The organism is Rhizobium sp. F40D2 (assembly GCF_051810745.2).
In the GTDB taxonomy this organism is placed as follows: domain Bacteria; phylum Pseudomonadota; class Alphaproteobacteria; order Rhizobiales; family Rhizobiaceae; genus Rhizobium.
In genome coordinates this window covers 646,746-672,422 of the sequence record NZ_JBPWQX020000004.1, presented here as the reverse complement: position 1 = coordinate 672,422, position 25,677 = coordinate 646,746, and the positions used below count along the sequence as shown (strand labels likewise).

Genomic DNA, 25,677 nt, shown 5'->3' with positions numbered 1-25,677 from the left:
CGTTTTTATCGGTTAGATCCGCCGAGTCAGGACGGCCCGGTCAGCGCCATCCACGGTCCACGGCTTCAACAGACCGAGGTTGGAGCGGAAGCCGCCCTCAACGTAGTCGCTGTCGAGAAGCTTACGTTTGCGTAACTCCGGCAGCAGCCCGTTCAACAGCAGGTCTTCCTGATCAAGGATTGCCGAGCCCGTGGAGGGAAATCACATCGAGCACGCCGGCTCGGAAACGCTCTTCCAGGGCGTCGGCCGGTTTCTGCGGCGTACCGGCGACCGACCAGTGGCCCATCTTCAGCCTGGATGATCAGCTCTCGCAGACTGAGCCCCCGCTCCGCGTAGCGCCGGAAAATTTCGACGCGGCCGCGTCGGCGATTGATGCTGTCGACCTGCGGCAGCAGGCCTGGGGGCAACGGTTGATCGAGCGGCAGGTCCGACAGATCGATGCCTTCTCCGAGCATGTCGGCAAGAAACGAAGCGCAACAGTTGTCGAGCGGGTGATATATTCCAGCAATGTTCAGCCCAACTGCCGGCGAATCCTTCGCCTTGAAGGGATTTGAACCAACGACCCTGTTATTCCAAATTCCCTGTGCAATAGATCCTTTAGGCGAGCTAAGAACTTGGGCTGGCTGGGAATGACTAATTTGGGGCCGATTACTGACCGACCGCTCATAGAGGCCGCGGCGACAAGCAGCCATGCGCGCCCCGTTCACTCTAACACCAGGCCTAGAAACCCCCTTCGGGGTTCGGTGGAGCAGCGCCTGGTCAGAGCGAAGTGGAGACAAGGTGCGGCGCAATAGAGCACGCCCCATAGGGATGCGCTCAAGAAGCAACAACTGCTGGATCCTCGTTTCCGGGCGTAGGACGAACTCTCCAGTCTGCATTGTCCGGCAAATCGCTTTAAGCCGTCCCCTGAACAAGAATCAGGAGACGACATGGAAACCGTGGAGATCAGTAACCGTAGTGACTTCGCCCTATGGGCAATCGAGCGGGCGCGGGAAATCGTAGCGTCCGAGGGAGCTGCTTTTGCCATGGCCGCCCGCGATATGAACGAGGAGGCGTTGGCGAACACTGCAGCCGCGCTCGGCAAGGCCATCAGCGATGCGATGCTGGAAGTGTTTGACGGCCTGATAGACGAGTAGCGCTGGGTGGAGCGATAAGCGGGCTACTGACCAATATTTAGATATAAATTTTGGTCAGCGTGGTTCGGCTCCCCTTCCCTTCTCCTTCCGTTGCAAACTGTCAGAAACTCGCATATATTTCTGACAGGAGAAATGCCATGCAAAAGCTGACGTCACACATCATGGGCCATGCTGAACGACTGCCGGAAGGATCCGCACTTTCGGCAAAGAGCTTTTTGCATCTCGGAAATCGTGCCGCACTCGACCAGGCTCTGTCGCGCCTGGCCGAGCGCGGCGAGCTCGTCCGGGCCGGCCGCGGCATCTATATGCGGCCTGTCAAAAGCCGTTTTGGCAGTCGGCCGCCGACGGTCGAACAGGCGGTGGAGGCAGTGGCGCAGCAGCGCGGTGAGGTCATCGTCCCAAACGGCGCCGCCGCTGCGAATGCCCTGGGCCTGACCACCCAGGTACCGGTCCGCTCCGTCTACCTGACATCCGGCCGCAGCCGGACGATGAACCTTGGACAGCAGACGGTCGAGCTCAGGCATGTGCCTCGCTGGCAACTGGCCTTGGCCGATCGGCCCGCCGGCGTGGCGGTCCGTGCGCTCGCCTGGCTTGGGCCAGAAAAGGCCGATGAAGCACTGTCGCGGATCAAGCGAAAGCTGCCGCCGGACGCGTTCGGCGAGCTGGTGGCGGCGGCTCCGCAGTTCCCGACCTGGCTTGCAAGAAGCGTGGGAAAGGCTGCGCATGGCTGATCAGTTCCTGACCTTGTCAAAGGATGACCGGCGCGAAGCCTTGTCCGTGGCGGCTGACCGCACCGGACGGCCCATTCATCTGCTCGAAAAGGATGTCTGGGTCGTCTGGACGCTGCGGACCCTCTTTTCGTCCAAGCTCGGCGAGCATCTCGTCTTCAAGGGCGGCACCTCGCTTTCAAAAGCCTATGGGGTCATCAAACGGTTTTCCGAGGATATCGACCTGACCTACGATATCCGCGCGCTGGCGCCGGACTTGGTCGGCGACAACGATGAGGCGCTGCCGAAAAACCGCAGCGAGGAGAAACGCTGGACAAGCGAAGTGCGAAAGCGGCTTCCAGTCTGGGTGTCCGAGTCGGTGAAGCCAGTTATTGCCGGCGCGCTGAGCGATCAATCTCTTCCGGCGGCAATCCGCCTCGAGGGCGACACGCTCTACCTCGATTACGAAGCTGTTAGCAGCGGATCGGGCTATGTCGCCCCGAGCGTCATGCTTGAATTCGGAGCCCGATCTACCGGTGAGCCAGCCAGTATCTGCGATGTCGACTGCGACGCCTCGGGTCAGATCGATGGTGTCGAATTTCCAAAAGCGAGCCCCCGCGTCATGCACGCGGAGCGGACGTTCTGGGAGAAAGCGACAGCGATCCATGTCTTCTGCCTGCAGGAACGCCTCCGCGGAGATCGATTTGCCCGCCACTGGCATGATGTCGTCCGGCTGAACGATGCCGGTTTCGCCGACAAGGCATTCGCCGATCGGCAGCTTGCCAATGCCGTGGCGAAACACAAATCCATGTTTTTTGCGGAAAAGGCGGCCGACCGCTCGCCCATCGACTACGCCGCAGCCGTCAACGGCAATTTGGTTCTGACACCCTCCGGAGAAGGTCTGCGCGCACTCGGTGAGGATTACGCGCGCATGGTCGCCGACGGTCTACTGCTCGGCGATTCCGAGCCGTTCGAACACCTGATCGAACGATGCGCGCAAATTCAGGCGCTCGCCAACAAAGCCAACAGGTCGAAATAGCCGATTGCAATTTGAAAGGAATAGAGCCGTCGACCCCGCAGCTACCGGTGCTGTCGCTGGCATAAGAGGTATTTTATGGAACAACCGCGTTGACAGTTGCCGAGCGTCGCGAGAGAGAGTTTCGTCGCTGGTAAAATGCAAGATCGCACCAGCATCGGACGGCTGTCTAAACCTAAGCGTTGTTCGAAGACGGCCGCGACAACCGCAAAACCGAATTCGTGGTTGCTATCCAGCATTTCTGGACCTCCGAGCGCGGCCTCATGCCGTAAGACCCGTCAAAACGTTGGGAAGCCGTGAGACACCCAATGGCAGTTCTCTTTGCGTCCCGGGGTCAACATCAGCGGAACAGCTGCTACCGGTTCGGTCTGGTGCGTTCTATTTCGACAAGAGCATCGTGCAGTGCATCGAGTAACACATCAGAATTCTCGCAAGTGAAGGGGAGCGGTGGCCGAATTTTTAGAACATTACCATTTAGTCCTGAGGCACTTATCAATACACGCCGATCACGAAGCCCATTAACAACCTTCAGCGCGAGGGCGCTATCTGGCTCGCGACTGTCCTGATTACCTACAAACTCCAACCCGAGAAACAAGCCGCTGCCTCGTACATCTCCAATCGAAGTGAACGTCTCTTTCAGGCTGTTCATCCCTGCGAGCAGGTAATCACCTGTCTTCCGCGCGTTTTGCATAAGATTTTCGTTCTCGATAACGTCGAGTACGGCCGAGGCAGCGGCCAAAGAAACGTTGTTGGCCCCAAATGTGTTAAAGTAACGTATATCCTGGCCGAAACACTCCTGGATGTCCGACTTCATAATGGCCGCTGCGATTGGCATTCCGTTACCCATGGGTTTGCCGGTAACCACAATGTCGGGGACGACTTCGTGACGCGCGAAACCCCACATGTTTGTGCCTATTCGCCCAAAGCCGGGCTGCACCTCGTCAGCGATATAAAGCACGCCAGCTTTTTTCAACACATCAACAACGGGTTTGAGGAAACCGGGCGGATCAGCAAAAACGCCATCCGAGGAAAAGATGCTATCGGCAATAAACGCAGCCGGCGTGATACCCCGGCGGCGCATGTGGCCAATCGCTTTGTCGACGTCCTGCGCCAATGCCGCACCCACATCGCGACCATCGGCGCGATAGGTATCTGGCGCTGGCACTGTCAGGACATGCTGACCAAGGGGTACGCTATCTCCAAGCAGCGGCGAGATTTCCGCCGCCGAGGCCGTGACGCCATGATAGGCGTTCTCCGTAATGATGATTCCGGTGCCACCTGTATAATGGCGTGCCAATCGGAGGGCCAGATCGACCGCTTCGCTTCCGGAGCACGTGTACATCACACGGTCAAGTTCGGTCGGAAATGTCGCCAGAAGTCTTTCTGAGTAGGACAGAATCTGTTCGTTGAGATAACGTGTGTGCGTATTGAGTTGCGCCGCTTGGTAACTTATCGCCTCCACAACGTGCGGGTGGCAATGACCAACGGAAGGCACGTTGTTATAGGCGTCGAGATAGGCTTCCGCGTTCGGTCCATATAGCCATACGCCTTTGGCCTTTGTGACATGAACCGGATTTTCATAGAAGAGCCGATATGACGGTCCGAGTAGCATCTGTCGGCGTTCGATCATCTTTCGCTCTTGTTCCGGCAGGGTGCCGAGCCGTGCCGAGTCGAAACCGTTGACCATTGCGCTCGGTTTGCTGGAAACGGCTTTTTTCATGCTTATGCTCCTTTTCGATTGGCTTCGCGCAGTCTTTCGATTGCGACGGTCCTCGGAATTGCATCCAGGCGCGCCAATTGCGCCCAAACGCTCGCACTTTGGGTGGTCAAGCGTTGAGCGTGCTCGGGAAACAGCTGTGCGCGCCATTTCGGAATACAGAGCCGCATCACTAACCGCATGGCGGCTGCCGTGTAGACTAGGGGAACTTCGGTATCGGGCAGGTAGGATTCGCTGCGATATCCCCTGATAAGATCGCACATCGCCCCTACCGGATCAGATTCATCCCCGATCTGGTAGGCAGCAGCGACACCCACGTCGAACAGCGTGGGGGCGTGCACCATGTCGCCAAAATCGATGATGCCAGTGATTGTATCGGGCATTGTCGTATCGACAAGGATGTTTTCCATATTAAAGTCATTGTGGATTACCTGTGCCGGTAACGAGTCCATGACCGGCACAATCGTCGTCTCGAACTCATCGATCGCATTTTCGAGGCGTTCCCGCTGATGTACATCAGCAAATGTCGACAGGACTTCGCGCATCCCTATCGCATGTTTCAAATCCCAGGTGATACGATGTGATGCAGCCTCATGTGAAAAGCTTTTCAAGGCCTTCTGCAAACGTCCGAGCAGCGCGCCAACCCGCCAGCGCTGTAGAGGAGACTGTGGCGCGGTCCGTTGCGCAACGCCCGGCGCGAAAGTGACCATGCGTACGCCACGTTCGCTGCCGTCGTCCGCCACAAGGCGGAAATCCGTGGCGCCGTCACGTGTGTGAATGACACGCTGGGTAGGAATTCCCGGATCCGCGCGCTCCACATGTAAAAGCGCCAAACTATGCATGGAGGTGACGAGAGAATCCTCCGCAGGGTTGAGAATTTTCAAAAGGTAGGCCGTGCCGTCCTCAAGCATCAGGCGGTAATTGCTGTCCTTTTCACCCCACAGCCATTCTGCGCGACCGGAGAGGCCGTAGTAGTCGCGGGCTATTTGTTGCACTTTGTCACATGGCACCGGGACAGAAGCAGTTTCCAGTTCGGCGCCGAGCGCGCCTGTTTTAGGATTTTTTTTAACGCGGACATTGTGCTGTTCCACCTTTTTTAGGTACGGCTCTTGAAATTGCTCGGGCGTTCTGCGGGCAAAAAAGGACTATGTCGCTTCGGTCACTAGCTTTGTATTGAAGTAACTTTCCATCGCCTCGGCCCCGCCCTCCGAGCCGTAACCGGAATCTTTGATGCCGCCGAACGGTAGCTCTGGGAGCGCCAGTCCGTGATGGTTGATAGAAAGCATGCCGCTTTCGATGTCGCGAGCAAGGTCGGCGCTCGTCTTCGAGGAAGTCGTGTAGGCATATGTCGCCAGCCCGTATGGCAGGCGGTTGGCTTCCGCAATGACGGAGCCGTAGTCCGAAAATGCGCTGACGATCGCCATCGGACCGAAGGGTTCTTCGTTCATCACGCGCGCATCTTGCGGGACGTCGGTCAGAACCGTCGGCTGGAAGAAGTTGCCGAGATTGCCGATCCTTTTGCCGCCGGTTGCGATCTTCGCGCCGCGCATCACCGCGTCGGCGGTCAGCGCTTCCATGGCTTCAACCCTTCGCGGGTTGGCAAGCGGCCCCATGGTTATGCCGTCGTTCAATCCATCGCCGACATTCAGTGCCTCGGCCGCCTTGACGAAGCCGTCCAGGAATTTTTCAAAGACGCCTTCCTGGATGAGGAAACGCGTGGGAGCCACGCAGACCTGGCCGGCATTTCGAAACTTGGCACCAGCCAATAGTCTGACCGCAAGATCGATATCGGCATCATCGAAAACAAGCGCCGGCGCATGGCCGCCGAGTTCCATCGTGACGCGCTTCATATGGGCGCCGGCGAGCGAGGCCAACTGCTTTCCGACAGGGGTCGATCCCGTGAAGGAGATCTTGCGGATGACAGGGTGCGGGATGAGATGATTTGAGATATCGGCAGGAATTCCGAAAACCAGATTGAGGACGCCCGCCGGCAGGCCGGCGTCGGCAAAGGCGCGAACAAGCTCCGCGCAGCTTGCCGGCGTCTCCTCCGGCCCCTTCAAGATTATCGAACAGCCGGCTGCAAGGGCTGCCGAAACCTTCCGCACCGCCTGATTCAACGGGAAATTCCAGGGACTGAAGGCGGCCACCGGACCGACAGGCTCCTTGACAACCATTTGTCTGATGTTGGTGGCTCTCGGTGGGACCAAACGGCCGTAGGCACGGCGAGCCTCTTCGGCAAACCAGTCGATGGTGTCGGCAGCCCCGGCCGTTTCCGCTTTGGATTCAGCCAGCGGCTTGCCCTGCTCCAGCGTCATCATTATCGAGATCGCCGCGGATCGTTCGCGAAGGATCTCGGCGGCTCGACGCATGAGCTTTGACCGCTCGAACGCACTGACGTGCCGCCATTGCTCAAAGCCGGCGGCAGCCGCCGCAAGCGCTTCGTCGAGATCACTCCTGCTGGCATTCGAAAGGCGGCCGATGACCTCGCCCGAAGCCGGATTGACGATGGCGAGATGTTTGTTTGCGCCGTCCCGCCAGAGACCGTTGATGTAAAGTTGGGTATCCGGATATCCCGACATGTCACTCTCCATTGCTGTCAGTAGCCGAGCGCACAACCATCTTTTCGATGATCCGAGCCTCCCAACAGCGTGTTGTGTTGATCGTCAATCCAGATCGCCTGGGCACCGCCAATCGCCCAATTCGGAGCGACAACCTTGAAACCGCGCGCTTCAAGATCGCGACCGATGGAGGCGCGAAGGAGTGCTTCTGCCTCGACCGTCGCCGTGCCGGGGAGCGGAAAAAGCCGAGGTAGGTCGATGGCGCTTTGGATGTCCAGACCGAAGTCGAACAGCTTGGAGAGGAAGTGGGCATGGCCCATCGCCTGATAGTGCCCTCCCATGACGCCGAAGGACAGGACAGCTTTGCCATGGCGTGTCACCAGCCCGGGGATGATCGTGTGCATAGGCCTCTTGCGTGGCCCTATCGCGTTCGGATGGCTCTGTTTCACACTGAAGCTCTGCCCACGATTGTGGAACAGGACGCCGGAGTTTGGCGCCATCAGCCCGCTTCCGTAGGGATGGAAGACCGAGTTGATGAAGCTCGCAACATTTCGGGCCTTGTCGACAACCGAAATATAGACCGTGTCCGAATGCTCGACCCCATCGAGGATCGCCGCGGCATCGGCTACCCCATTCATGTCGATCTTGGCGGCAAGACTGTCGGCGAGTTCGTCGGACAACAGAAAATCGACCGGAACATCCGATACGGCCGCGTCGGCTATCCACCGATCACGGGCGGCATAAGCCAGTCGAGTGGCCTCGATTTCGACGTGCAGATTGTCGACGCCGAGCGGATCGCCCTTGCGTTCGAAACGCTCCAGGATCTTCAGAATCATCAGCGCGATGATACCCTGCCCGTTTGGCGGGCATTCATGCACCGTCCATCCTCGATAGGTCGCGCTGACAGGCTTCACATATTCGCCGGCGGCAGACGCAAAATCCTCAAGTGTATGGAGTCCGCCAAGCGAATTCAGCCGTGTCACCATGTCGTCCGCCACGGGACCACGATAGAAGCCGTCACGGCCTGAAACCCCGATCGCTTCCAGTGTCTGTGCCAGTTCCGGCTGACGTTGAACCGATCCGACGGGCGGGAACTGATCGTCGATCAGGAAAATACGGCGTGTCGACGGATCGCGCAGCAATAAGTCACGTTGGTTCGAGATGTCGGCGGCAACCCGTGGCGTGATCCCATAGCCGTCGCGCGCCAGCGCTATAGCGGGAGCAAGGATTTCCGCCAGCGACATCCTTCCATGATCGGCGACGAGACGCGCCCATGCATCCACCGCACCGGGAACGGTCACCGCATGCGGCGACGATCGCTCGATTGAAGCGATCCCGTTTTCCCTGAACCACTCGAAATGCGCCGCCGCCGGCGTACGTCCCGAGCCGTTATAGGCAACGACATCATCATTTCCGTTTGATGTCAGCAGCGCAAAGCAATCGCCGCCGATGCCGGTGGATCCGGCCTCGACAACGCATTGCACGGCACAGGCACCTACCGCAGCATCTATTGCCTTGCCGCCGGCTTTGAGTATCTCGATCGCGGTCAAGGTCGCCATTGGGTGCGATGTTGCTGCCATCCCGTTGCGGCCGACAGCTATCGATCTTCCCGGCATCTCGAAGTTTCGCATGTCGTCGGTTCCTTTGTTCAGTGGAGGCTGGCGCTCAGTAGAGGCCGGTCGCCCTGGCCCATGTGTAGGTGTCATCCAACGCCCGGGTGGAGCGATCGAACAATTCGTTGATCTGTGCTTCGGTGATGATAAGTGGCGGGCAAAGCGAGTAGTTGTCGCCAAGGGCGCGCGTGATGACGCCATGGACCTGGGCCTGCTTGCCGGCGTGAATGGCAATGCCGTCCGCTGGCTTGAACTGCTCTTTGGTTTCCTTGTTGCGAACCAGTTCGAGTGTACCGATGAGGCCACGACCGCGGGCGTTGCCCACAAGCGGATGGTCGCCAAGTTCGTTCAACCGTCGCTGGAATACCGGGGCGACGTCCCTGACGTGGCCAACAATGTCGCGCTCCTCATAGATTTTCAAGGTTTCCAGGGCGACGGCGGTCGCAACTGGATGGCCGCTATAGGTGAAACCATGTCCGAATGTTCCGATTTTCTCGCTCTCGGCAACGACTGCGGAATGGATCTTTTCATTGATCATCAGTGCGGATATCGGCTGATAGGCCGACGAAAGCTGCTTTGCCATCACGATCATATCCGGCTGAAGCCCGAAGCTTTCGGAGCCGAACATGGTGCCGAGCCTGCCGAAGCCGCAGATGACTTCGTCAGCGATCAGCAGCACGTCGTATTTTTTGAGGATCGCCTGGATTCCCTCGTAATAGGTCGGCGGCGGAACGATGCAGCCGCCGGATGCCATCAACGGCTCGGCGAAAAATGCACCAATCGTTTCCGGTCCCTCGGCGAGGATCATCTGTTCCAGCGAAGCGGCACAGCGTGTCGCAAACTCCTCCTCCGTTTCGCCTGGGCGGCCGTAGCGATAAAATTCGGGGCAATCGGTATGCAGCACCCGATCGATGGGCAGATCGAAATCGCGGTGGTTGTTCGGAAGGCCGGTCAGGCTGGCTGAAGCGATCGTCACGCCGTGGTAGGCCCGCATCCGCGATATGATTTTCTTCTTTTCCGGTTTGCCGATGGCATTGTGATAATACCAGACAAGCTTCATGGCCGTGTCGTTGGCCTCGGAACCCGAATTGGCAAAGAACACTTTCGACATCGAGACCGGTGAAAGCTGGATGAGCCGGTCGGCAAGCTCAATGGCGGTCTCATGGGTCTTGCCGCCGAAGCTGTGATAGAAGGGCAATTCCTTCATCTGGCGGGTTGCCGCGTCTACCAGCCGTTGTTCGCTGAAACCCAGCGACGCACAAAACAGCCCGCCAAGACCCTCGATGTATTTATTGCCGTCGCTGTCGATGATGTGGATCCCCTCACCCCTGGCGATTACCAGCGGGCCGTCCTTCAAATGCTGCGAGGCGTTTGTGTAGGGATGAAGAACGAAGGCGGCGTCGCGGGATTCGAGGGAGTTGAGAAGGATGGTCACATTGGTTCTCCAAATGATGGGTGTGTTTCGATGGCGACTCTGGGCCGGTCAGCCGGCGCGACCTCTCAGTGCGCCGGCTGCCAATCGCTGCCGAAATGAGAGCTCTGCCGCTTGATCAATCAAGCGTCGTCTTGATCCATTTCTCTGCGAGCTTGTTGATCGTGCCGTCCGCTTCGGCCGCTTCGATCGCCGCATCGAACATCGACTTCAAGACGGTGTCGTCCTTGCGAAGGCCCGCCGCGATGCCCTGTCCGAACACCCCGCCTTTGAAGGTCGGACCCGCGATCTTGTAGTCTTTGAAGTCTTCCTTGCCGAGCGTTGCAGTCAACGACGTTTTCTGGGCAACGACGGCATCGATCCGGCCCGCCTGGAGGTCAAGATCATGCTGTTCGACGGTCTTGTATTCCCTCGGATCGACGACGCCCTTGAAATAGGTATCGAGAAAGGCTGTGTTCGCCGTCGAGACCTGGGCGCCCACGGCCTTGCCCTTCAGGGCGTCTCGAAGCGGCTGCAATTCCTTTTCGACCTTCGCCTTGTCGCCAGCAAGGTCCACTGTCGTCCCGGTTCCCGGCAGATCTGCGAGAGGACCTGACTTTTCGACCATGAAAGCGGCCGCGGTCGGGGCATAGGGCTTGCTGAACGAGATGACGGCAAGGCGCTTTTCGGTAACGATCATCGAGGCCATGATGGCGTCGAACTTCTTCGCAGTGAGCGACGGAATCAGTCCATCCCAGTCCTGGGCGACGATGTTGCATTTGACCTTCATGCGGGCGCAAAGGTCGTTGGCGAGATCGATCTCGAACCCTGCGAGCTTGCCGTCAGGACCGGTAAAATTCCAAGGCTCGTATGCACCCTCGGTCGCAATGGTGATCTCGGTTGGTTTTGTCTCAGCGGCGGCAGCGCCGACAGAGACGACGCCGAGCAGAGCTGACGTCAACAAGAGTTTTGATATTTGCATTTTGCATTCCCCTTTTTTGGTGGACCCTGCCCTTTTCCCAAGGCAAGGCAGTTGCAGACTCCGCGCCATCCAGCCCGTTTGCTAGGATGCGCGAACCTTGATTGCCTCGGCCGTCAGGCAGAGGAGTTCGAATAAAACCTGAGCGGCAATTTGCGCTGTGTTCGACGTTGGATCGTATTGCGGAGCGATCTCGACGACGTCGCCGCCGACGATGTTCAAACCTGCAAGACCGCGCAGAATTCCGAGTGCCTGGGCAGACGTCAGCCCACCGACCTCCGGCGTCCCGGTGCCGGGCGCAAACGCCGGGTCAAGGGAATCGACATCGAAGCTGACGTAGGTCGGACCCGATCCGACGATTTCTCTCGCCTTTGCGATCACGCCGTTGATACCGATGTCGCCAACTTCTTCCGCGTGGATGACGGTCATGCCGGATGCATAAGAGAATTCCCACAGATACTCAGAATTTCCTCGAATTCCGATCTGGATTGTCCGCCTGGGGTCAAGCACACCGTCGAGAACCGCTTGGCGGAACGGTCCGCCGTGATGGAATTTGCAGCCCTCAAATGAACCGCCAGTGTCGCAATGGGCATCGATGTGGATCATCCCCACGGGCTGATGCCTGCCAACGGCCTTGAGAATGGGAAGGCTGACCGAATGGTCGCCGCCGACCGCCAGCGGCACGACGCCCGCCTCGACCAACCCGCGGACGAATCGTTCTATATCTTCATGGGATGCAGCCAGATCAAAGCGGCTTTTGAATGGGACATCACCCACATCGGCAACGCGTGCATGGGCTGTCGGAACGGCTCGCAGGACATGATCGTAAGGACCAACCCGATCGACATTGCGTACGGCTCGAGGGCCGAACCGCGCACCCGATCGGTTCGTCACCCCGAGATCCATCGGAATTCCGAAAAGCGCAATGTCTATATCCGTGAAATCGGGTGAGGCAGCGCAGCGATACGGGGCCTTCAGCAACGTCGGAACACCGCAATAAGGCGCCTGACGACTATCACCCTCGCCGAAGACCAATTCGGCGACCTTTCGAAACCCCGGATCGAACACCTCACCGCCCGAAGCGTTCGAAAAGCGCTTGCGCAGTTCGTCCAGGCTGAGAATCTCTGGCATTGGGCCTCCATGTGTTCTGAAGCAATCTCAAGCCGCATTCAAAAAGCGGATGAGGAGCCATTGCTTGTTGTCGCCAACATTGTATACATAATCGTATTCTTCTTGATCGAGCAAGAGGAAAAACGTTATGGTGTCGTTCACCGCACCGGTGAATGGACCAGAGATGGAAGGGGAATCGATTGGCATCGACCAAGACGGAACAGCGAGGATCATTGCGCGAGAGCACGTACGCGCAATTGAAGGACCTGATCCTCAGCGGCCAACTTCGCCCCTCTGAGCGCCTTTCGGAAGTCACGCTCGCCAAGCGCTTCGGCGTCAGCCGCACGCCGTTGCGTGAGGCGCTGATGAAGCTTGAAGAGGAAGGGCTTATCGTCGGACAGCGCAATTTTGGCTACACGGTGACCGATCTTGACGTCACCAAGTTCTGCAATCTGCTGGTTGTTCGTGAAGCGCTCGATGTTTGCGCGGCGCAGCTCGCCTGTGAGATGGCGACTGAGGAAGACCTCGATCGGCTTCGCGACGTCATCGCCCAGATGGTGGAACTCAAGGAAACGACCAACGAGACGCCGTCCGACGCCGCGCGCAATCTCGATCTTGGACTGCACATCCATCGCGTGATCGTCGAATCGACCCGAAACGAGGCCCTCGTGAGGGCGACGGATCAAATTTACCAGCAGCTTCGCCTGGCGCTTTGGCTCGAAGTCCTTTGGGTCGATCTCGAGCACACGGATCTCGACGAGCACCGGGCAATCGCAGACGCCATCTGCGCGCGTGACCGGGAGGCCGCCGCCATCGCAGCGCGGGCGCATGTCCAAAGCTCGCTCAAGAACATGTCGAAGCTTCAGCGCATTTGGGCGCACCGGCGCGCTGCCGAGTGAAGCAACCCTGATCCGTCACCAAGAGGTCCACGCATGGCATTTATCGGTAGTTACCTGACGCTCATCGGTTTCGGGCCGACCGGTTGGGGCTGGCTGCTTCTGACCGCGGCGGCCATGACAATCGGTGTATCCGTTTGCGGCTTTCTGGCTGGAACGGTGATCGGCTCGATCGTGACGTTCATGCAGTTGTCTCGCCATATGGCACTGCGCTGGCTTGCCGACTGCTATACGACCGTCCTTCGCGGCGTGCCGGACCTTCTGGTCATCTATCTTTTCTATTTCGGCGGCAGCGCGTTCCTCGGATCCATCGGGGACCTGTTCGGGTATCAAGGTTTTATCGGAATGCCTGCCTTTTTGACCGGGACCCTGGCGCTCGGGGTGGTTTCGGCAGCCTATCAAGCCGAAGTATTTCGCGGAGCCTACAGGTCGGTTGCACGCGGCGAGCTCGAAGCCGCCAGCGCCGTCGGTATGCGGCCGTGGCCCAAATTCAGGCGTATCGTCGCCCCGCTGGTCCTTCGTTACGCCATTCCCGGTCTTGGAAACACCTGGCAACTCGTGTTGAAGGAGTCGGCATTGATCTCCGTGACGGGCCTCGTCGAACTGCTGCGCCAGTCGCAAATCGCCGCCGGCTCCACCCGCCGCCCCTTCGAGTTCTACCTGTCGGCGGTCGTTCTTTATCTCGTCGTGACCTGGTTCTCCTCGATCGTATTCAGACGAATGGAAGCTCGAACGACCCAGGGCGTAAGGAGAGCGCTGTGACGGATGTCGGCTTCATGTGGGATACGTTTCTCACGCTTCTAACCGGCGTGCCGCTTACCCTCGAGCTTGCGGCCACATCCATCCTGGCAGGAAGCATCCTGGCGCTTGCACTCTCGCTGCTGGCGGTGACCGGCGGTGCAACGGGACGAAACATAGCCGGCGCCTATGTCTTCGTCTTCAGAGGCTCACCTCTCCTCGTTCAGATGTTCCTGATCTACTATGGCCTCGGCCAGTTCCGGCACGGGTTACAGGAACTCGGACTTTGGTGGTTCTTTCGCGAGCCCTATTGGTGCGCGGTCCTCGCGCTTACTTTGAACACGACCGCTTACTGCAGCGAAATCTTCCGTGGCGGCCTGCGGGCCGTCTCCAGCCAGGAAATCGAGGCGGCACGCGCCTGTGGGATGTCGGGCGTTCTTCTGTTCAGACGGATCATCCTGCCGATTGCCATCAGGCATGCGCTTCCTGCCTATGGCAACGAGATCATCCTGATGCTCAAGGCAACGGCACTCGCGTCTGTCATCACGATCATGGAGGTCACCGGCCTGGCCGGAAAGTTGATCGCCGACAGCTTCCGCGCCTTCGAGATTTTCATCGTCGCAGGGGCGATCTACCTTGCAATCAATTTCATCGTCACGCGCATGCTCTTGCTGGTCGAATTCTGGCTTTCGCCGCACATGCGCATGCGGCTGCAATCTTAAACGGGAGTGTGCATGTCTGGCAGGGGAACAGTGTTGGCTAGCGACAACAACGACAAAAACGCTGCCGTTTCGGTTAAGGATCTTCGGAAATGCTTTGGCCCATTGGAGGTCCTGAAGGGAGTCTCGCTGGAAGCACATGAAGGCGATGTGATTTCCATTCTCGGTTCATCGGGCTCCGGCAAATCGACGATGCTCAGATGTCTCAATATGCTCGAAGTCCCCGACAGCGGAGAAATTCGGATCGGCGGGGAGATGTATGCTCTGAAGAAAGCCCGGCATAGAACCGAGCCGGCCGACCGCCGGCAAGTCGATCGGATACGCGAGCATATCGGCATGGTGTTTCAAAGCTTCAATCTTTGGTCGCACATGACCATCCTGGAGAACGTGATCGAAGCGCCGGTGCACGTGCAGAAGCGCAACCGTGCGGAATGCGTTGCAGAGGCCGAAGCCCTGCTCGAACGGGTCGGTATTGCCGACAAGCGAAACTTTTATCCCGCGCACTTGTCTGGCGGGCAGCAACAACGGGCTGCGATTGCTCGCGCACTCGCGCAACGCCCAAAGGTCATGCTGTTTGACGAGCCGACCTCTGCGCTTGACCCCGAACTCGTCGGGGAAGTGCTCAAGGTGATGCGCTCGCTTGCCGAAGAAGGCCGCACCATGCTGGTCGTAACCCATGAGATGGGATTTGCGCGCGACGTTTCCAATAAAGTCGTGTTCCTCCACAAGGGTGTCATCGAAGAGGCGGGAGAGCCCGCGGAACTTTTCAAGCATCCAAAATCCGAGCGTTTTCGCCAGTTCCTGACACACGAACGCCACTGATGGGCGGACCCGAAAGAGCGCCGCATTGCGAAAATCCTCGCTGTGGCGCCGATTGCTCGGCCGTGATCGCTTCTTCGAAACAAGACCGGCTTCACCGGAACGATCATAAGCCTCCAGCAGCCTATGAACCTGACTTCGGCTGAGATCGAGCACCTCAGTCGCCTGGACGACGCTCAGGCGTCGATCACGGATCTTCTGAACAACTTCGAGGCGATGCAATTCTTTCTGCGACATGGTGATCATAAAGGACATGACGACTCCGACCGCTCATGGTCTCGACCAGGCTGAAGGTCGTCATCCTTGCTCCCAACATTGGCATTGACCAGAACGTCGAGAGGCGAGACTGTCGCATCTCTAACTGGCCCAACTGCTCTCTTCCGTCTAGGCTGCTTGAAGCCGACTGGCAGCGATCGCGACAAACATGCCGCCGGCGATCGGCAAGATATCATCACGGAAATCATACTTTGGATCGTGCAGATAGGCGCTGTCCTCGCCGTTGCCGACAAAAAAGAAGCACCCTGGAACTTGTTCGAGATAAAACGCGAAGTCCTCGGCGCCCATTGTCGGAAGCACCTCGATACTCCCAGCGCGATCCTTGCCAAAAGTGTCAATAGCAATCCGCACAACCATATCGGTTTCTGCTGCGTCGTTTACCACTGTTGGGATTCGCATAGTTTGCCTTACCTCGGCTCGGGCACCGTGGGCCGCGCAGATATTCGCGATTACTTGCCTCATCTCGCGATCGAGCAGCACAAAAACGTCAGGCGAGCCGTCGCGCAAGCTTATCTTGAGCTTGACGGCAGACGGTATAACATTTCCGTCGCCGTTGCCTTCAAAACCGGTCACCGTCAGCACACCGGACTCAAGAGGCGACAATCGCCTCGAGATCAGGCTTTGCAACCCCTGCACGACCGCCGACCCAACGAAGATTGGATCGATTGCCAAGTCCGGGCGTGCCGCATGTCCACCATGGCCGGTCACAGTGACTTCATAGCGCGTGCTGCCCCCCATCGCAGGACCCGATTTGGCGAAAACGCGGCCAAGTGGAAAGCTAGGCCGATTGTGGAAGCCATATATGCCTTCAACGCCTTCGAGGGCGCCTCCGGCGATCATGGCGACCGCTCCGAGTCCACCCTCCTCCGCAGGCTGAAACAGCAGCTTGACCCGACCGGTGAGATGGTCGTGCTCCTCGGCGAGTTTGCGGGCAGCCAATAGCAAGCTGGCCGTGTGGCCGTCATGCCCGCATGCATGCATCTTTCCACTGTTTCGCGACGCATAAGGAAGCCCCGTCTGCTCCTCGATCGGCAGTGCATCCATATCAGCGCGGAACGCTATGGTAGGCCCAGGCCGACCAGTATCCAAGACGCCGACGACCCCTGTCGTGGCGATTCCTTCGGTCACGTCATAGCCGAGTGTCCGAAGCCGGCGGGCCACCAAATTAGCAGTCCCAAACTCTTCGTAGCGTAACTCAGGATTGGCGTGCAGATGCCGCCTTGTCTCCGCAGCCTCGTCGATAGACGCCTTCGAAAATACTGGAACCATGTTTCCTGAAACCCTCTGTCCGATCCGTGTTGGTCTCCATGGTAGTTTGCAGGAACAGATGCCACAATTATCAATAATCGTACCCATCATTGCCAAATTGGCAACTTAACGCAATCGTGGTCAACCTCCTTAAACAAAATGAGGCATAATCTTCCGGCGCCGAAGAGAAATGAAAGAGCTGACACCGAAGATGAGGAGCTATCAGTCTCCGCTCCGAAGGGCACTGACTACGACCTCAAGAAATTCCCGGGCCGCGGAGGGAAGCGTTCGCCTTTCCATGACAATGACGTGAATCACCGATTGCGTGATCCCGTCGTCATGGATAGGTACGACCATCAGCCCTTCGGCATAGGCCTCGTCTTCCTTCCGAGATGAACTCAACACGATGGCCCCGGAGCTTTTCGCAAACTGCCTCATGGCCGAGACCGAATTTGCTGAGAGAACCGGCTCAATAGAGATGCCATGCATTGCAAAAGCGGTGTCAATCATCTGCCGCTGTGTTCTCGACTTGTTCGGTAGAGCGAGGGGATATCGTGCTACGTCCTTCAACGACACACTTGATCGTGTTGCAAGCGGATGCTTCATCGGAACGACGATGCTTACATGTCGGCGGCTGACATGTACGACCTCGACACCACGTGGTGCTGGATGATTGAAAATCACTCCGATATCCGTTTCACCATCCTTTACTTGCCGCGAAATCTCGAACGAATCGCCCAGCCACAGATCAAAAGTCACTTGCGGATGAACGCTCCGAAACTCGGTCATTAGGCTCGGCAACGGATCAAGGGCAAAGCCGTCAAAGCTCGCTATCCGCACATGCCCTCGATGGGGCCCACGCAACTCATTGATTTCGTGGATAGTACGAGCTGCTTCCAATTCCGATCTCCGGGCATGGGCTACGAAAATTTCACCCGCCGCGCTCGGAACCATGCCGCGAGAGCGCCTTTCAAACAGCTCGACACCAAGCTGCTCTTCCATCTTTACGATCTGACGGCTGATTGCTGACCCGGCAACGTTCAGCCGAGAAGCGGCTTCGGCAATTGATCCATATCGCGCTACGGCCAGGACGTACTTCATAGTAATGGGTTGCATCGTTATCTCCGTACATTGCCAAAATGGCAACGGGTTCTGCGAAACTTGATAATTGTAGCACTTCATTGGAATTGGTATCAATGGACAGGGAACAAAAACCGACCGCGAGAACGGAATTCAAGCGAGTGCGATAGCTTCCAGAAGAGGAGCACACACGACGAAGCCGTTCTTGCCAATCCAAAGGAGAACCAGAATGCAAGAATTGAATTTTAACCGTCGCGCAATACTGAAATACGGCTTGGGAGCTGCGGCCGCGCTTCCACTGCTAGGCACCGCCCGTACGGCATTCGCTCAGGGTTCAAGGCTTCGGATTGCCCTATCGGGTCCTCCCACGTCGCTCGACCCGCATCTCTACAACGCAATCCCCAACAACGCGCTAGCGCGACACCTTTTCGATCCACTCGTACTGACGGACGAGATGGTTAGGTCCATCGCTGGTCTCGCCAGTTCGTGGCGGGAAGTTGATGCCACCCATTGGGAGTTTGACCTTCGGCAGGATGCCAAGTTCAGCGATGGATCGTCGCTAACCGGTGAAGATATCGTCGCCTCGATCGAGCGTGTGTCGAGCATTTCGACCCCCGGCAACTTCCAGATCTACACACGCTCGATCAAGTCGATCACGCCCAACGGCAACAAGTTGCTCATCGAAACCAAGCACCGGGATCCACTGCTCCCAAACTCGCTCAGCCGGATCGGGATCATCAAGGCTAAGTTCAGGAACGCCACGACAGCCGAGTTCAACAATGGATCGGCCGCTATCGGCACCGGCCCGTTCACAATAGCTGACTACGTGCCGGGCGACCACATAAACCTTGTCCGGAACGATAGCTACTGGGGTTCCAAGCCGGACTTCGAGCGTGTTGAAATGAAGATCGTGTCCGACGATGCGGCACGCGTCGCGGCTTTGCTGTCAGGCGACTACGACCTCGTGGAGGACTTGCCCCAAACCGGGACTAAACGTGTGGAAGCGTCGCCGAACCTTCAAGTCATCCGCGGCATGTCAGGTCGACTTATCTATCTGGCAATGGACCAGCACAGCGAGATATCCCCCTTCGTCAAGGACAAGGCCGGTAAACCGCTTGCGTCAAACCCCTTTAAAGACCAACGAGTGCGCAAGGCCCTTTCGCTGGCGATCAACCGCGAAGCGATCGTCAAGCAGGTAATGGCTGGCGAGGCGGAGGTCGCATCGCAATTTTTGCCGGTCGGGCAGCCGGGGACGTCGCCGGATATTGAATCCGACCACTACGATACCGAAGCGGCGCGCGCTTTGCTTGCGGAAGCCGGATATCCTGATGGCTTCCAATTGACGCTTCATGGTCCGAACGACCGCTACATCAACGATGCAAAGATCGTTCAGGCGGTAGCGCAAATGTTTTCCCGCATCGGTATCGCGTCGACCGTGGAGGTGATGCCGTGGTCCGTCTACTCGGGGCGCAACAACAGCGCCGAGTTCAGTGTATCCCTGTCCTCTTGGGGAACCAATACAGGGGAGACGTCGAACCCCTTGTCGGCTACTATCGCCACAAAGAATGCTGAAAAAGGAGTTGGCGGGTCCAACCCTGGCCGCTATTCGAATCCGGTCGTCGATGAAAACCTCGAAAGAGCGGCGGCGGCAAAGGACAATGCCGAGCGTTATGCCATACTTGCCGAGACGTGCAAGATTGCTTTTGAGGACAAGGCGATCCTCCCGCTCCATCGCGAAGGTGTCGTGGTCGGTGCCAAGAAGACCATTCAGTACACCCCACGATCCGACCAGTTCATCTCGGTCGCGGGTGCCAAGCGCGTCTAGGGCTCCAGGCTTACGGCTACCCACCGCGTTGCTGCCGAAGATTAAGCGGTGGCAACGCGGTAAAGTCACTGTTTGTCCAATTGCATGCGGCAATAGCGGCCCATCAAGCTCCACCGGCGACGCCCGCAACGATCCTCATCGCGGCGTTAGAAGCTGCACCGGGTAGCTATTACACATCAAGTAAAGCGAAGCACAAAAAGGAGACCCCACTTGTCGCAAAAGAACGCCGGGGCGACTGAAGCCTTAGGTCACTGGGTTGCCTCGACCTCGGGTCAATGGCGACCCGGCGATCTGGTCGCTGCGGGCCAACTCCTGATCGACACCATCGCATGTATCGCAAGCGGCGGCTCCTTGCGCCAAACAGCCAAAGTGCTCAAGCCCTACCAGGGACGCGGCCCTGCCCGCATCGTCGGCACGCCCCACACCGCCAGCAACGAGGCCGCAGCTTTGGTCATGGGAACCTGGGGGCACTGGGAAGAACTGGACGAAATGCACTACGGTGCGGGTTTGCATGCAGCGGTCGGGACCGTACCCGCACTCCTGGCTATCTGCCAGGGACGAAACGCGACGAGCCGCGATCTGCTGGACGCCCTCATCGTGGGGGTGGAGGTCAACACCCAGATCGGCATCGCCATGGGGCTGGCCCACGTCAACAAGGGCTGGCACTCCACGGAGTCCATCGGGATCTTCGGAGCGACGGCCGCTTGCGCCCGTCTGCTGCGCCTCAGCCCGGAGGCTTGCGTCAACGCCTTGGCCCTCGCGGCATCCATGGCTGCAGGCCCGAAAGGCCAGTTCGGCACGGAGGCAAAGCCGTTCCATGCCGGTGTGGCGGCGCAGGGCGCCGTCAACGCGGTCTATCTGGCTCAGGCTGGTCTCCAGGCCAGCAGTACGATCCTCGAAAAGAAGGATGGCTTCGGCGAGTTGTACGGCGGAGCACAGCCTCCGGATTGGACAATCATAGACCTGCCCGCGGACGGTGCATCGACTGCCATCAGCGGTTCAGGGCTGGCAATCAAGTGGCACGCCAATTGCGGCAGCACCCATCGCGCAGTGGACGCGGTGCACGACCTGCTGCTGGAGCACGACTTCTCCGTCGATATGGTGACCCGCGTTGAAACGTTTGTCGGCATGACCAACACGGTGAACTTGAAATACCCCGACCCCAATACACCCAAGGAAGCCCAGTTCTCTATGAACTGGGCGGTGGCTCGCGCGCTACGCGGCAGCCACCAGCAGCTCACCCCAGACGATTTCACGGAACAGGCGCTGGCGGATGCACCAACGCGGGCGCTGGCGCGCCTAGTGTCGATGACCCTCTTGGAAGACTGGGAGGCCGAGAGGATGACCAATCGGCTGGCGCACAAAGTGGTCATCCACCTAACCGACGGGCGCAGCTTCGCCAGAGACATGCTCTGGCCCCGGGGCACGCTCGGCCTCAATGCGCTCACGCACGAAGAACTGAACTCAAAGATCATGTCGTGCATGGCCTTGGCCCCCGATGGCACCCTGGCCGCGGCCAAAGCGATCCTGGCCAACCCAAACGGATCGGCGGACGAGCTCATGGCCGCGCTGAGTTACGAGCCTAAAGGAAGGGCTTAACCGCAACGCAACCGCATGGCCACCGCGGTTTGAATTTGAACGGCTCCCAAAGAGAGCCGCGCCAACAACGGAGGTGAACGCTTATGTTCCTTTGGCTCAGCAGACGGTTGTTTCAGGCGATCCTTGTGATGTTCGCCATGACAGTCATCGTTTTCATTGGCGTCAATGTCATCGGCAACCCGGTCGATATTCTCATTCCGCCGGATGCCGATCAGGCAGAACGGTTGCGCGCCATCCAGTCCCTGGGGCTGGATCAACCGCTCTACGTTCAGTATTTCGAGTTTGTGAAAGGAGCGCTGCAAGGCGACCTCGGCAATAGCTACGTCTATAACCAGCCAGCATTGCAGGTCATTCTCCATCGATTGCCCGCAACGCTGGAACTGGCGATCAGCGCCATGATCATTTCAGTGGCGATTGGCATTCCGCTCGGCCTTTACGCCGGGTTGCGTTCGGAAGGCTGGCTGGCAAAAACCTTGATGGCTGGCAGCATCGTCGGCTTTTCGCTTCCGACCTTCTGGATCGGCCTGATGCTTATCATGCTTTTCTCCGTGCAGCTCGGCTGGCTGCCGTCGAGCGGTCGTGGTGATACTGTCGAAGTTTTTGGTATTGGCTGGTCGTTCCTGACGATGGATGGCCTGCGCCATTTGTTGCTGCCCGCGCTCAATCTTTCGCTATTCAAGACTGCTCTCGTCATGCGACTGACCCGTGCTGGCGTGCATGAAGTGTTGCCGCAGGATTACATCCGTTATGCCCGTGCACGGGGCTTGAGCGAAAAGCGCGTCGTCGGTGTGCATGTACTCAAGAACATCATGATCCCGGTTGTCACCGTCATCGGCCTGGAATTTGGCTCGGTCATCGCATTCTCGGTGGTAACGGAAAGCATCTTCGCCTGGCCCGGCATGGGCAAGCTGATCATCGACAGCATCAATGTTCTCGATCGTCCAATCATGGTTGCGTACCTGATGATGATTGTTCTCGTCTTCGTGTGCATCAACCTCGTCGTCGATCTTATCTACACGCTCCTTGATCCGCGTGTGCGTCTCAGCGCGAAAGGAAGCGCATAATGTCTACCGTTTACGAGCCCGAAACAGGTCCGGTCATCATTGCTGCCGCCGACCAGCCGTGGAAGCGCTTTGCCCGTGATTTCCGCAAATCCACCATTGCCATGACGGCTCTCGCCATTCTGGCCGTCATCGTCCTCATCGCCGTTTTTTCGCCGCTGATCGCGCCGCAGAACCCCTATGATCTGATGCAGCTCGACATCATGGACGGACTGATGCCTCCCGGAACGCTCTCGACGAGCGGTGGGTATACCTATCTGCTGGGTTCCGACGATCAGGGGCGCGACATGCTGTCCGGCATCATGTACGGTCTGCGCATATCGTTGATGATCGGTGTCGTTTCGGCCCTCGTTGCCGCACTCGTCGGGGCTTCCCTTGGCCTGTTCGCGGCATATGCCGGTGGGCGTACCGAAAGCGCTATCATGCGCATCGTCGATTTACAGCTTTCGTTCCCCTCTATTCTCGTTGCACTGATGCTCCTTGCTTTTCTCGGCAAGGGCGTCGGCAACGTGGTGCTTGCGCTGATCATCGTGGAGTGGGCGACCTATGCGCGCACCGCGCGCGGCACCGCGCTGGTGGAAAGCCGCCGCGAATATATTGAAGCCGCGTCGTGCTTGGGCGTGCCGGTTTACCGGATCATTTTCCGCCACCTGCTGCCCAACTGCCTGCCGCCGCTGATCGTGATCGCTACGGTGCAGATCGCTCGCGCCATCGCGCTCGAAGCGACGCTGTCGTTCCTCGGCCTCGGCGTGCCCGTTACCGAGCCAAGCCTCGGCCTGCTGATTTCGAACGGCTATCAGTACATGCTGTCGGGCCAGTACTGGATGAGCTTCTATCCCGGTATCGCGCTTTTGATCACCATTGTTGCCATCAATCTCGTCGGCGATCAGCTTCGTGACGTATTCAATCCGAAAGGCCGTGCATAATGTCCGCTCAGGCACAGCTTAAAATTCTGGAAAACAAGCCTTTGGTATCCGTCGAAGGGCTGAAGACGTCGTTTCTCGTCAACGGTTCATGGAACCCTGTGGTTCGAAATATCTCGTTCGATATCGGCCGCGGAGAAACCGTGGCCGTGGTCGGTGAATCGGGTTCGGGCAAGAGCGTTACGGCCATGTCGATCATGCGGCTTCTGCCACAGTCGACCAGCCGCATCGAAGGTGCTGTCAATTTCGAGGGCCGTAATCTTCTGGCGCTTTCCAGTGAAGAAATGCGCCGGATCAGAGGCAACGAGATTGCCATGATCTTTCAGGAAACAAGTCTCAATCCCGTTTACACGGTCGGTTTCCATATGATCGAGACATTGCGTCAGCACCGCAATATCTCGCGTGAGGAAGCGCGCCGCGAGGCTATCCGGCTGCTTGAAAAGGTACGCATTCCCTCGGCTGAAAAGCGTCTGGACGAATATGCGCATCAGTTTTCCGGTGGTATGCGCCAGCGCGTGATGATTGCCATCGCGCTTGCCTGCAAGCCGAAGCTCCTGATTGCCGATGAGCCGACGACGGCGCTGGATGTGACCATTCAGGCCCAGATCCTCGAACTCATCAAGGAGTTGCAGGACGAGGAGGGAATGGCGGTGATGTTCATCACCCACGACATGGGTGTCGTGGCTGAAATTGCGGATCGGACCGTCGTCATGTATCTGGGCGATGCAGTGGAGCAAGGAACAACCTCGCAGATCTTCAACGCATCGAAGCATCCTTACACGAAAGCGCTTCTATCCGCAGTGCCACGGCTTGGCGAAATGGGCGCGCGCAAACTGCCGATGCGCTTTCCCATCGTCAACAAGAAGACCGGGGAAATGGCCGCGCTTCCCGAAACGCCCGATACCGTGAGTAAGGCGCCGCAGCCTCTGCTGCGCGTCAAGAACCTCGTGAAAAGGTTCGATATTCATGGCGGCTCGTTCGGCGGTTTGACGGGCCGCGTTCACGCGGTCGAGAATGTCTCTTTCGATCTTCGTGAAGGCGAAACGCTTTCTCTGGTGGGCGAGTCCGGCTGTGGTAAATCCACTACCGGCCGCTCGGTCATGCGTCTCATCGAACCAACTGCTGGATCTGTGATGGTGGGCGATACCGATATGGCGAAACTTGGGAAATCGCAGCTTCGCGATATGCGCAAGCGCATGCAGATGATTTTCCAGGATCCCGTATCCAGCCTCAATTCCCGCATGACGATCGGTGAGGCGATTGCCGAACCTTTCCTCGTGCACAAGTTGGGCAACCGCAGGCAGGCACGTGAAAAGGTGACCAATCTGCTGGAGCGCGTGGGCCTTCGCGCCGATATGGCAAACCGTTATCCGCACGAATTTTCCGGCGGACAGCGTCAGCGCATCAGCATTGCCCGTGCTCTGATCCTCGATCCCAAGCTCATTGTTGCAGACGAATCCGTCTCCGCGCTTGATGTCTCGGTGAAGGCGCAGGTCATCAATCTGATGCTCGATTTGCAGCAGAGCATGGGGCTGGCCTACCTGTTCATCTCTCACGACATGGCGGTGGTCGAGCGCGTCAGCCACCGGGTTGCTGTCATGTATCTGGGAGAGATCGTGGAAATCGGCCCGCGTGCGGCAATCTTCGAAAATCCGCAGCACCCCTACACGCAAAAGCTCATCGCCGCCGTTCCGGTCGCCGACCCGGATCGACGAACAGCCCGCCGCGGCGTTTCCAACGAAGAAATCAAAAGCCCGGTACGCCCGGTCGATTTCGTTGTGCCGCAGCGCCAATATGAGGAGGTCTCCCCGGGGCATTTTGTTCAAATTTGAGCGCATTCGGATCTTTGCCGTGGAGAAACATAGGTTTCAAAGACAGTGAGCATAAGGCGGATCCTATATCACTAAACGAGGTGTGATGAGCGCTGGTTACATCGGCCCGCCTCAGGAATTTCGTCGCCAAGGACAATACGGCATCGACGGTCTGGGGCCGACAGCGCATATCGCCTCGAGGACCGATGAGGAATAGCTGCAGGACAATGGCGTGGGGTCTGACATCCATCAAAGGAAGCCGAAGGGCAGACCCATGCCGGAAGCGGTGTCGCGGGCCAATGGACGACGTTCGAAAGTGCGCGCCGCCGTCGAGATCAGCGATGAGAGGCTTCATCAATAGGGAAATCAGCTTTACTGACCTACCAACACAACGCCACCGGTAAATAGAGACCTC

At 58.2% G+C, this 25,677-nt stretch carries 22 protein-coding genes and 2 pseudogenes; 12 read left to right on the top strand and 12 right to left on the bottom strand.

Annotated features, from left to right (window positions below; all coding sequences use genetic code 11):
• Positions 1-12: 12 nt before the first annotated feature.
• Positions 13-464 (bottom strand): annotated as a pseudogene (locus ACS4RS_RS31890) (LLM class flavin-dependent oxidoreductase); the annotation flags it as partial.
• 465 nt (positions 465-929) lie between these two features.
• Here ACS4RS_RS31890 and ACS4RS_RS31885 point away from each other — a divergent pair.
• The 3 genes from ACS4RS_RS31885 (at position 930) to ACS4RS_RS31875 (ending at position 2,882) form a co-directional block, all read left to right on the top strand.
• Positions 930-1,136, top strand: coding sequence for a hypothetical protein (locus ACS4RS_RS31885; RefSeq protein ID WP_439012210.1), 207 nt, complete (start codon positions 930-932; stop codon positions 1,134-1,136).
• 137 nt (positions 1,137-1,273) lie between these two features.
• Entirely contained in the window at positions 1,274-1,867 is a 594-nt protein-coding gene (locus tag ACS4RS_RS31880) for a DUF6088 family protein (RefSeq protein ID WP_439012209.1), read from the top strand.
• Entirely contained in the window at positions 1,860-2,882 is a 1,023-nt protein-coding gene (locus tag ACS4RS_RS31875) for a nucleotidyl transferase AbiEii/AbiGii toxin family protein (protein ID WP_439012208.1), read from the top strand. Before ACS4RS_RS31880 ends, ACS4RS_RS31875 begins: the two co-directional genes overlap by 8 nt.
• Before the next feature lie 352 nt (positions 2,883-3,234).
• Here ACS4RS_RS31875 and ACS4RS_RS31870 read toward each other — a convergent pair whose 3' ends face one another.
• The 8 genes from ACS4RS_RS31870 to ACS4RS_RS31835 all read right to left on the bottom strand — a co-directional run bounded on the left by ACS4RS_RS31870 (position 3,235) and on the right by ACS4RS_RS31835 (position 12,501).
• Positions 3,235-4,566 carry an aminotransferase class III-fold pyridoxal phosphate-dependent enzyme gene (locus tag ACS4RS_RS31870; protein WP_439012591.1) on the bottom strand — a complete coding sequence of 444 codons (1,332 nt, stop codon included), beginning with the start codon at positions 4,564-4,566 and terminating at the stop codon, positions 3,235-3,237.
• Positions 4,567-4,601: 35 nt separating this feature from the next.
• Complete coding sequence (locus ACS4RS_RS31865; RefSeq protein ID WP_439012207.1) at positions 4,602-5,687, bottom strand: phosphotransferase; 1,086 nt, start codon at positions 5,685-5,687, stop codon at positions 4,602-4,604.
• 54 nt (positions 5,688-5,741) lie between these two features.
• Positions 5,742-7,175, bottom strand: coding sequence for an NAD-dependent succinate-semialdehyde dehydrogenase (locus ACS4RS_RS31860; RefSeq protein WP_439012206.1), 1,434 nt, complete (start codon positions 7,173-7,175; stop codon positions 5,742-5,744).
• Positions 7,176-7,192: 17 nt separating this feature from the next.
• On the bottom strand, positions 7,193-8,785 hold the full coding sequence (gene ggt, locus ACS4RS_RS31855; protein ID WP_439012205.1) for a gamma-glutamyltransferase: 1,593 nt from the start codon (positions 8,783-8,785) through the stop codon (positions 7,193-7,195).
• Between the two features lie 34 nt (positions 8,786-8,819).
• On the bottom strand, positions 8,820-10,202 hold the full coding sequence (locus ACS4RS_RS31850) for an aminotransferase (RefSeq protein WP_439012204.1): 1,383 nt from the start codon (positions 10,200-10,202) through the stop codon (positions 8,820-8,822).
• Between the two features lie 115 nt (positions 10,203-10,317).
• Positions 10,318-11,160 (bottom strand): lysine/arginine/ornithine ABC transporter substrate-binding protein, encoded by an 843-nt coding sequence (locus ACS4RS_RS31845; RefSeq protein ID WP_439012203.1) that lies wholly within the window; start codon positions 11,158-11,160, stop codon positions 10,318-10,320.
• A gap of 81 nt (positions 11,161-11,241) precedes the next feature.
• Positions 11,242-12,288: an agmatinase gene (gene speB / locus ACS4RS_RS31840; RefSeq protein ID WP_439012202.1), complete on the bottom strand. Its 1,047-nt coding sequence runs from the start codon at positions 12,286-12,288 to the stop codon at positions 11,242-11,244.
• Positions 12,289-12,315: 27 nt separating this feature from the next.
• Positions 12,316-12,501, bottom strand: coding sequence for a hypothetical protein (locus tag ACS4RS_RS31835; RefSeq protein ID WP_439012617.1), 186 nt, complete (start codon positions 12,499-12,501; stop codon positions 12,316-12,318).
• Between ACS4RS_RS31835 and ACS4RS_RS31830 the strand changes: the two genes are divergently transcribed.
• From ACS4RS_RS31830 to ACS4RS_RS31815, 4 genes are read left to right on the top strand one after another with little or no spacing between them, the layout of a single operon-like run.
• Positions 12,441-13,166 (top strand): GntR family transcriptional regulator, encoded by a 726-nt coding sequence (locus ACS4RS_RS31830; protein ID WP_183931014.1) that lies wholly within the window; start codon positions 12,441-12,443, stop codon positions 13,164-13,166. The two genes, ACS4RS_RS31835 and ACS4RS_RS31830, sit on opposite strands and share 61 nt — an antisense overlap.
• A 33-nt stretch (positions 13,167-13,199) precedes the next feature.
• Positions 13,200-13,925, top strand: a complete 726-nt coding sequence (locus tag ACS4RS_RS31825; protein WP_439012201.1) for an ABC transporter permease subunit — start codon at positions 13,200-13,202, stop codon at positions 13,923-13,925.
• Between the two features lie 14 nt (positions 13,926-13,939).
• Positions 13,940-14,623 (top strand): ABC transporter permease subunit, encoded by a 684-nt coding sequence (locus ACS4RS_RS31820; RefSeq protein ID WP_439012590.1) that lies wholly within the window; start codon positions 13,940-13,942, stop codon positions 14,621-14,623.
• 12 nt (positions 14,624-14,635) lie between these two features.
• Positions 14,636-15,442, top strand: a complete 807-nt coding sequence (locus ACS4RS_RS31815) for an ATP-binding cassette domain-containing protein (RefSeq protein WP_439012200.1) — start codon at positions 14,636-14,638, stop codon at positions 15,440-15,442.
• A 3-nt stretch (positions 15,443-15,445) separates the two neighbouring features.
• Here the strand turns inward: ACS4RS_RS31815 and ACS4RS_RS31810 are convergent.
• From ACS4RS_RS31810 to ACS4RS_RS31800, 3 genes and pseudogenes are all read right to left on the bottom strand, one after another.
• Positions 15,446-15,694 (bottom strand): annotated as a pseudogene (locus tag ACS4RS_RS31810) (helix-turn-helix domain-containing protein); the annotation flags it as partial.
• 129 nt (positions 15,695-15,823) lie between these two features.
• The gene (locus tag ACS4RS_RS31805; RefSeq protein ID WP_439012199.1) at positions 15,824-16,984 is read right to left on the bottom strand and encodes an amidohydrolase; all 1,161 of its coding nucleotides are present in this window, start codon (positions 16,982-16,984) and stop codon (positions 15,824-15,826) included.
• Between the two features lie 201 nt (positions 16,985-17,185).
• Positions 17,186-18,079, bottom strand: coding sequence for a LysR substrate-binding domain-containing protein (locus ACS4RS_RS31800; RefSeq protein WP_439012198.1), 894 nt, complete (start codon positions 18,077-18,079; stop codon positions 17,186-17,188).
• A gap of 193 nt (positions 18,080-18,272) precedes the next feature.
• Here ACS4RS_RS31800 and ACS4RS_RS31795 point away from each other — a divergent pair, with 193 nt between their 5' ends.
• From ACS4RS_RS31795 to ACS4RS_RS31775, 5 genes are all read left to right on the top strand, one after another.
• Complete coding sequence (locus ACS4RS_RS31795) at positions 18,273-19,868, top strand: ABC transporter substrate-binding protein (protein WP_439012197.1); 1,596 nt, start codon at positions 18,273-18,275, stop codon at positions 19,866-19,868.
• Between the two features lie 210 nt (positions 19,869-20,078).
• Positions 20,079-21,467 (top strand): MmgE/PrpD family protein, encoded by a 1,389-nt coding sequence (locus ACS4RS_RS31790; protein ID WP_439012196.1) that lies wholly within the window; start codon positions 20,079-20,081, stop codon positions 21,465-21,467.
• Positions 21,468-21,550: 83 nt separating this feature from the next.
• Entirely contained in the window at positions 21,551-22,531 is a 981-nt protein-coding gene (locus ACS4RS_RS31785; RefSeq protein ID WP_439012195.1) for an ABC transporter permease subunit, read from the top strand.
• The gene (locus ACS4RS_RS31780) at positions 22,531-23,454 is read left to right on the top strand and encodes an ABC transporter permease subunit (protein ID WP_439012194.1); all 924 of its coding nucleotides are present in this window, start codon (positions 22,531-22,533) and stop codon (positions 23,452-23,454) included. Before ACS4RS_RS31785 ends, ACS4RS_RS31780 begins: the two co-directional genes overlap by 1 nt.
• Positions 23,454-25,283, top strand: a complete 1,830-nt coding sequence (locus ACS4RS_RS31775; RefSeq protein ID WP_439012193.1) for a dipeptide ABC transporter ATP-binding protein — start codon at positions 23,454-23,456, stop codon at positions 25,281-25,283. Before ACS4RS_RS31780 ends, ACS4RS_RS31775 begins: the two co-directional genes overlap by 1 nt.
• Positions 25,284-25,677: the final 394 nt, after the last annotated feature.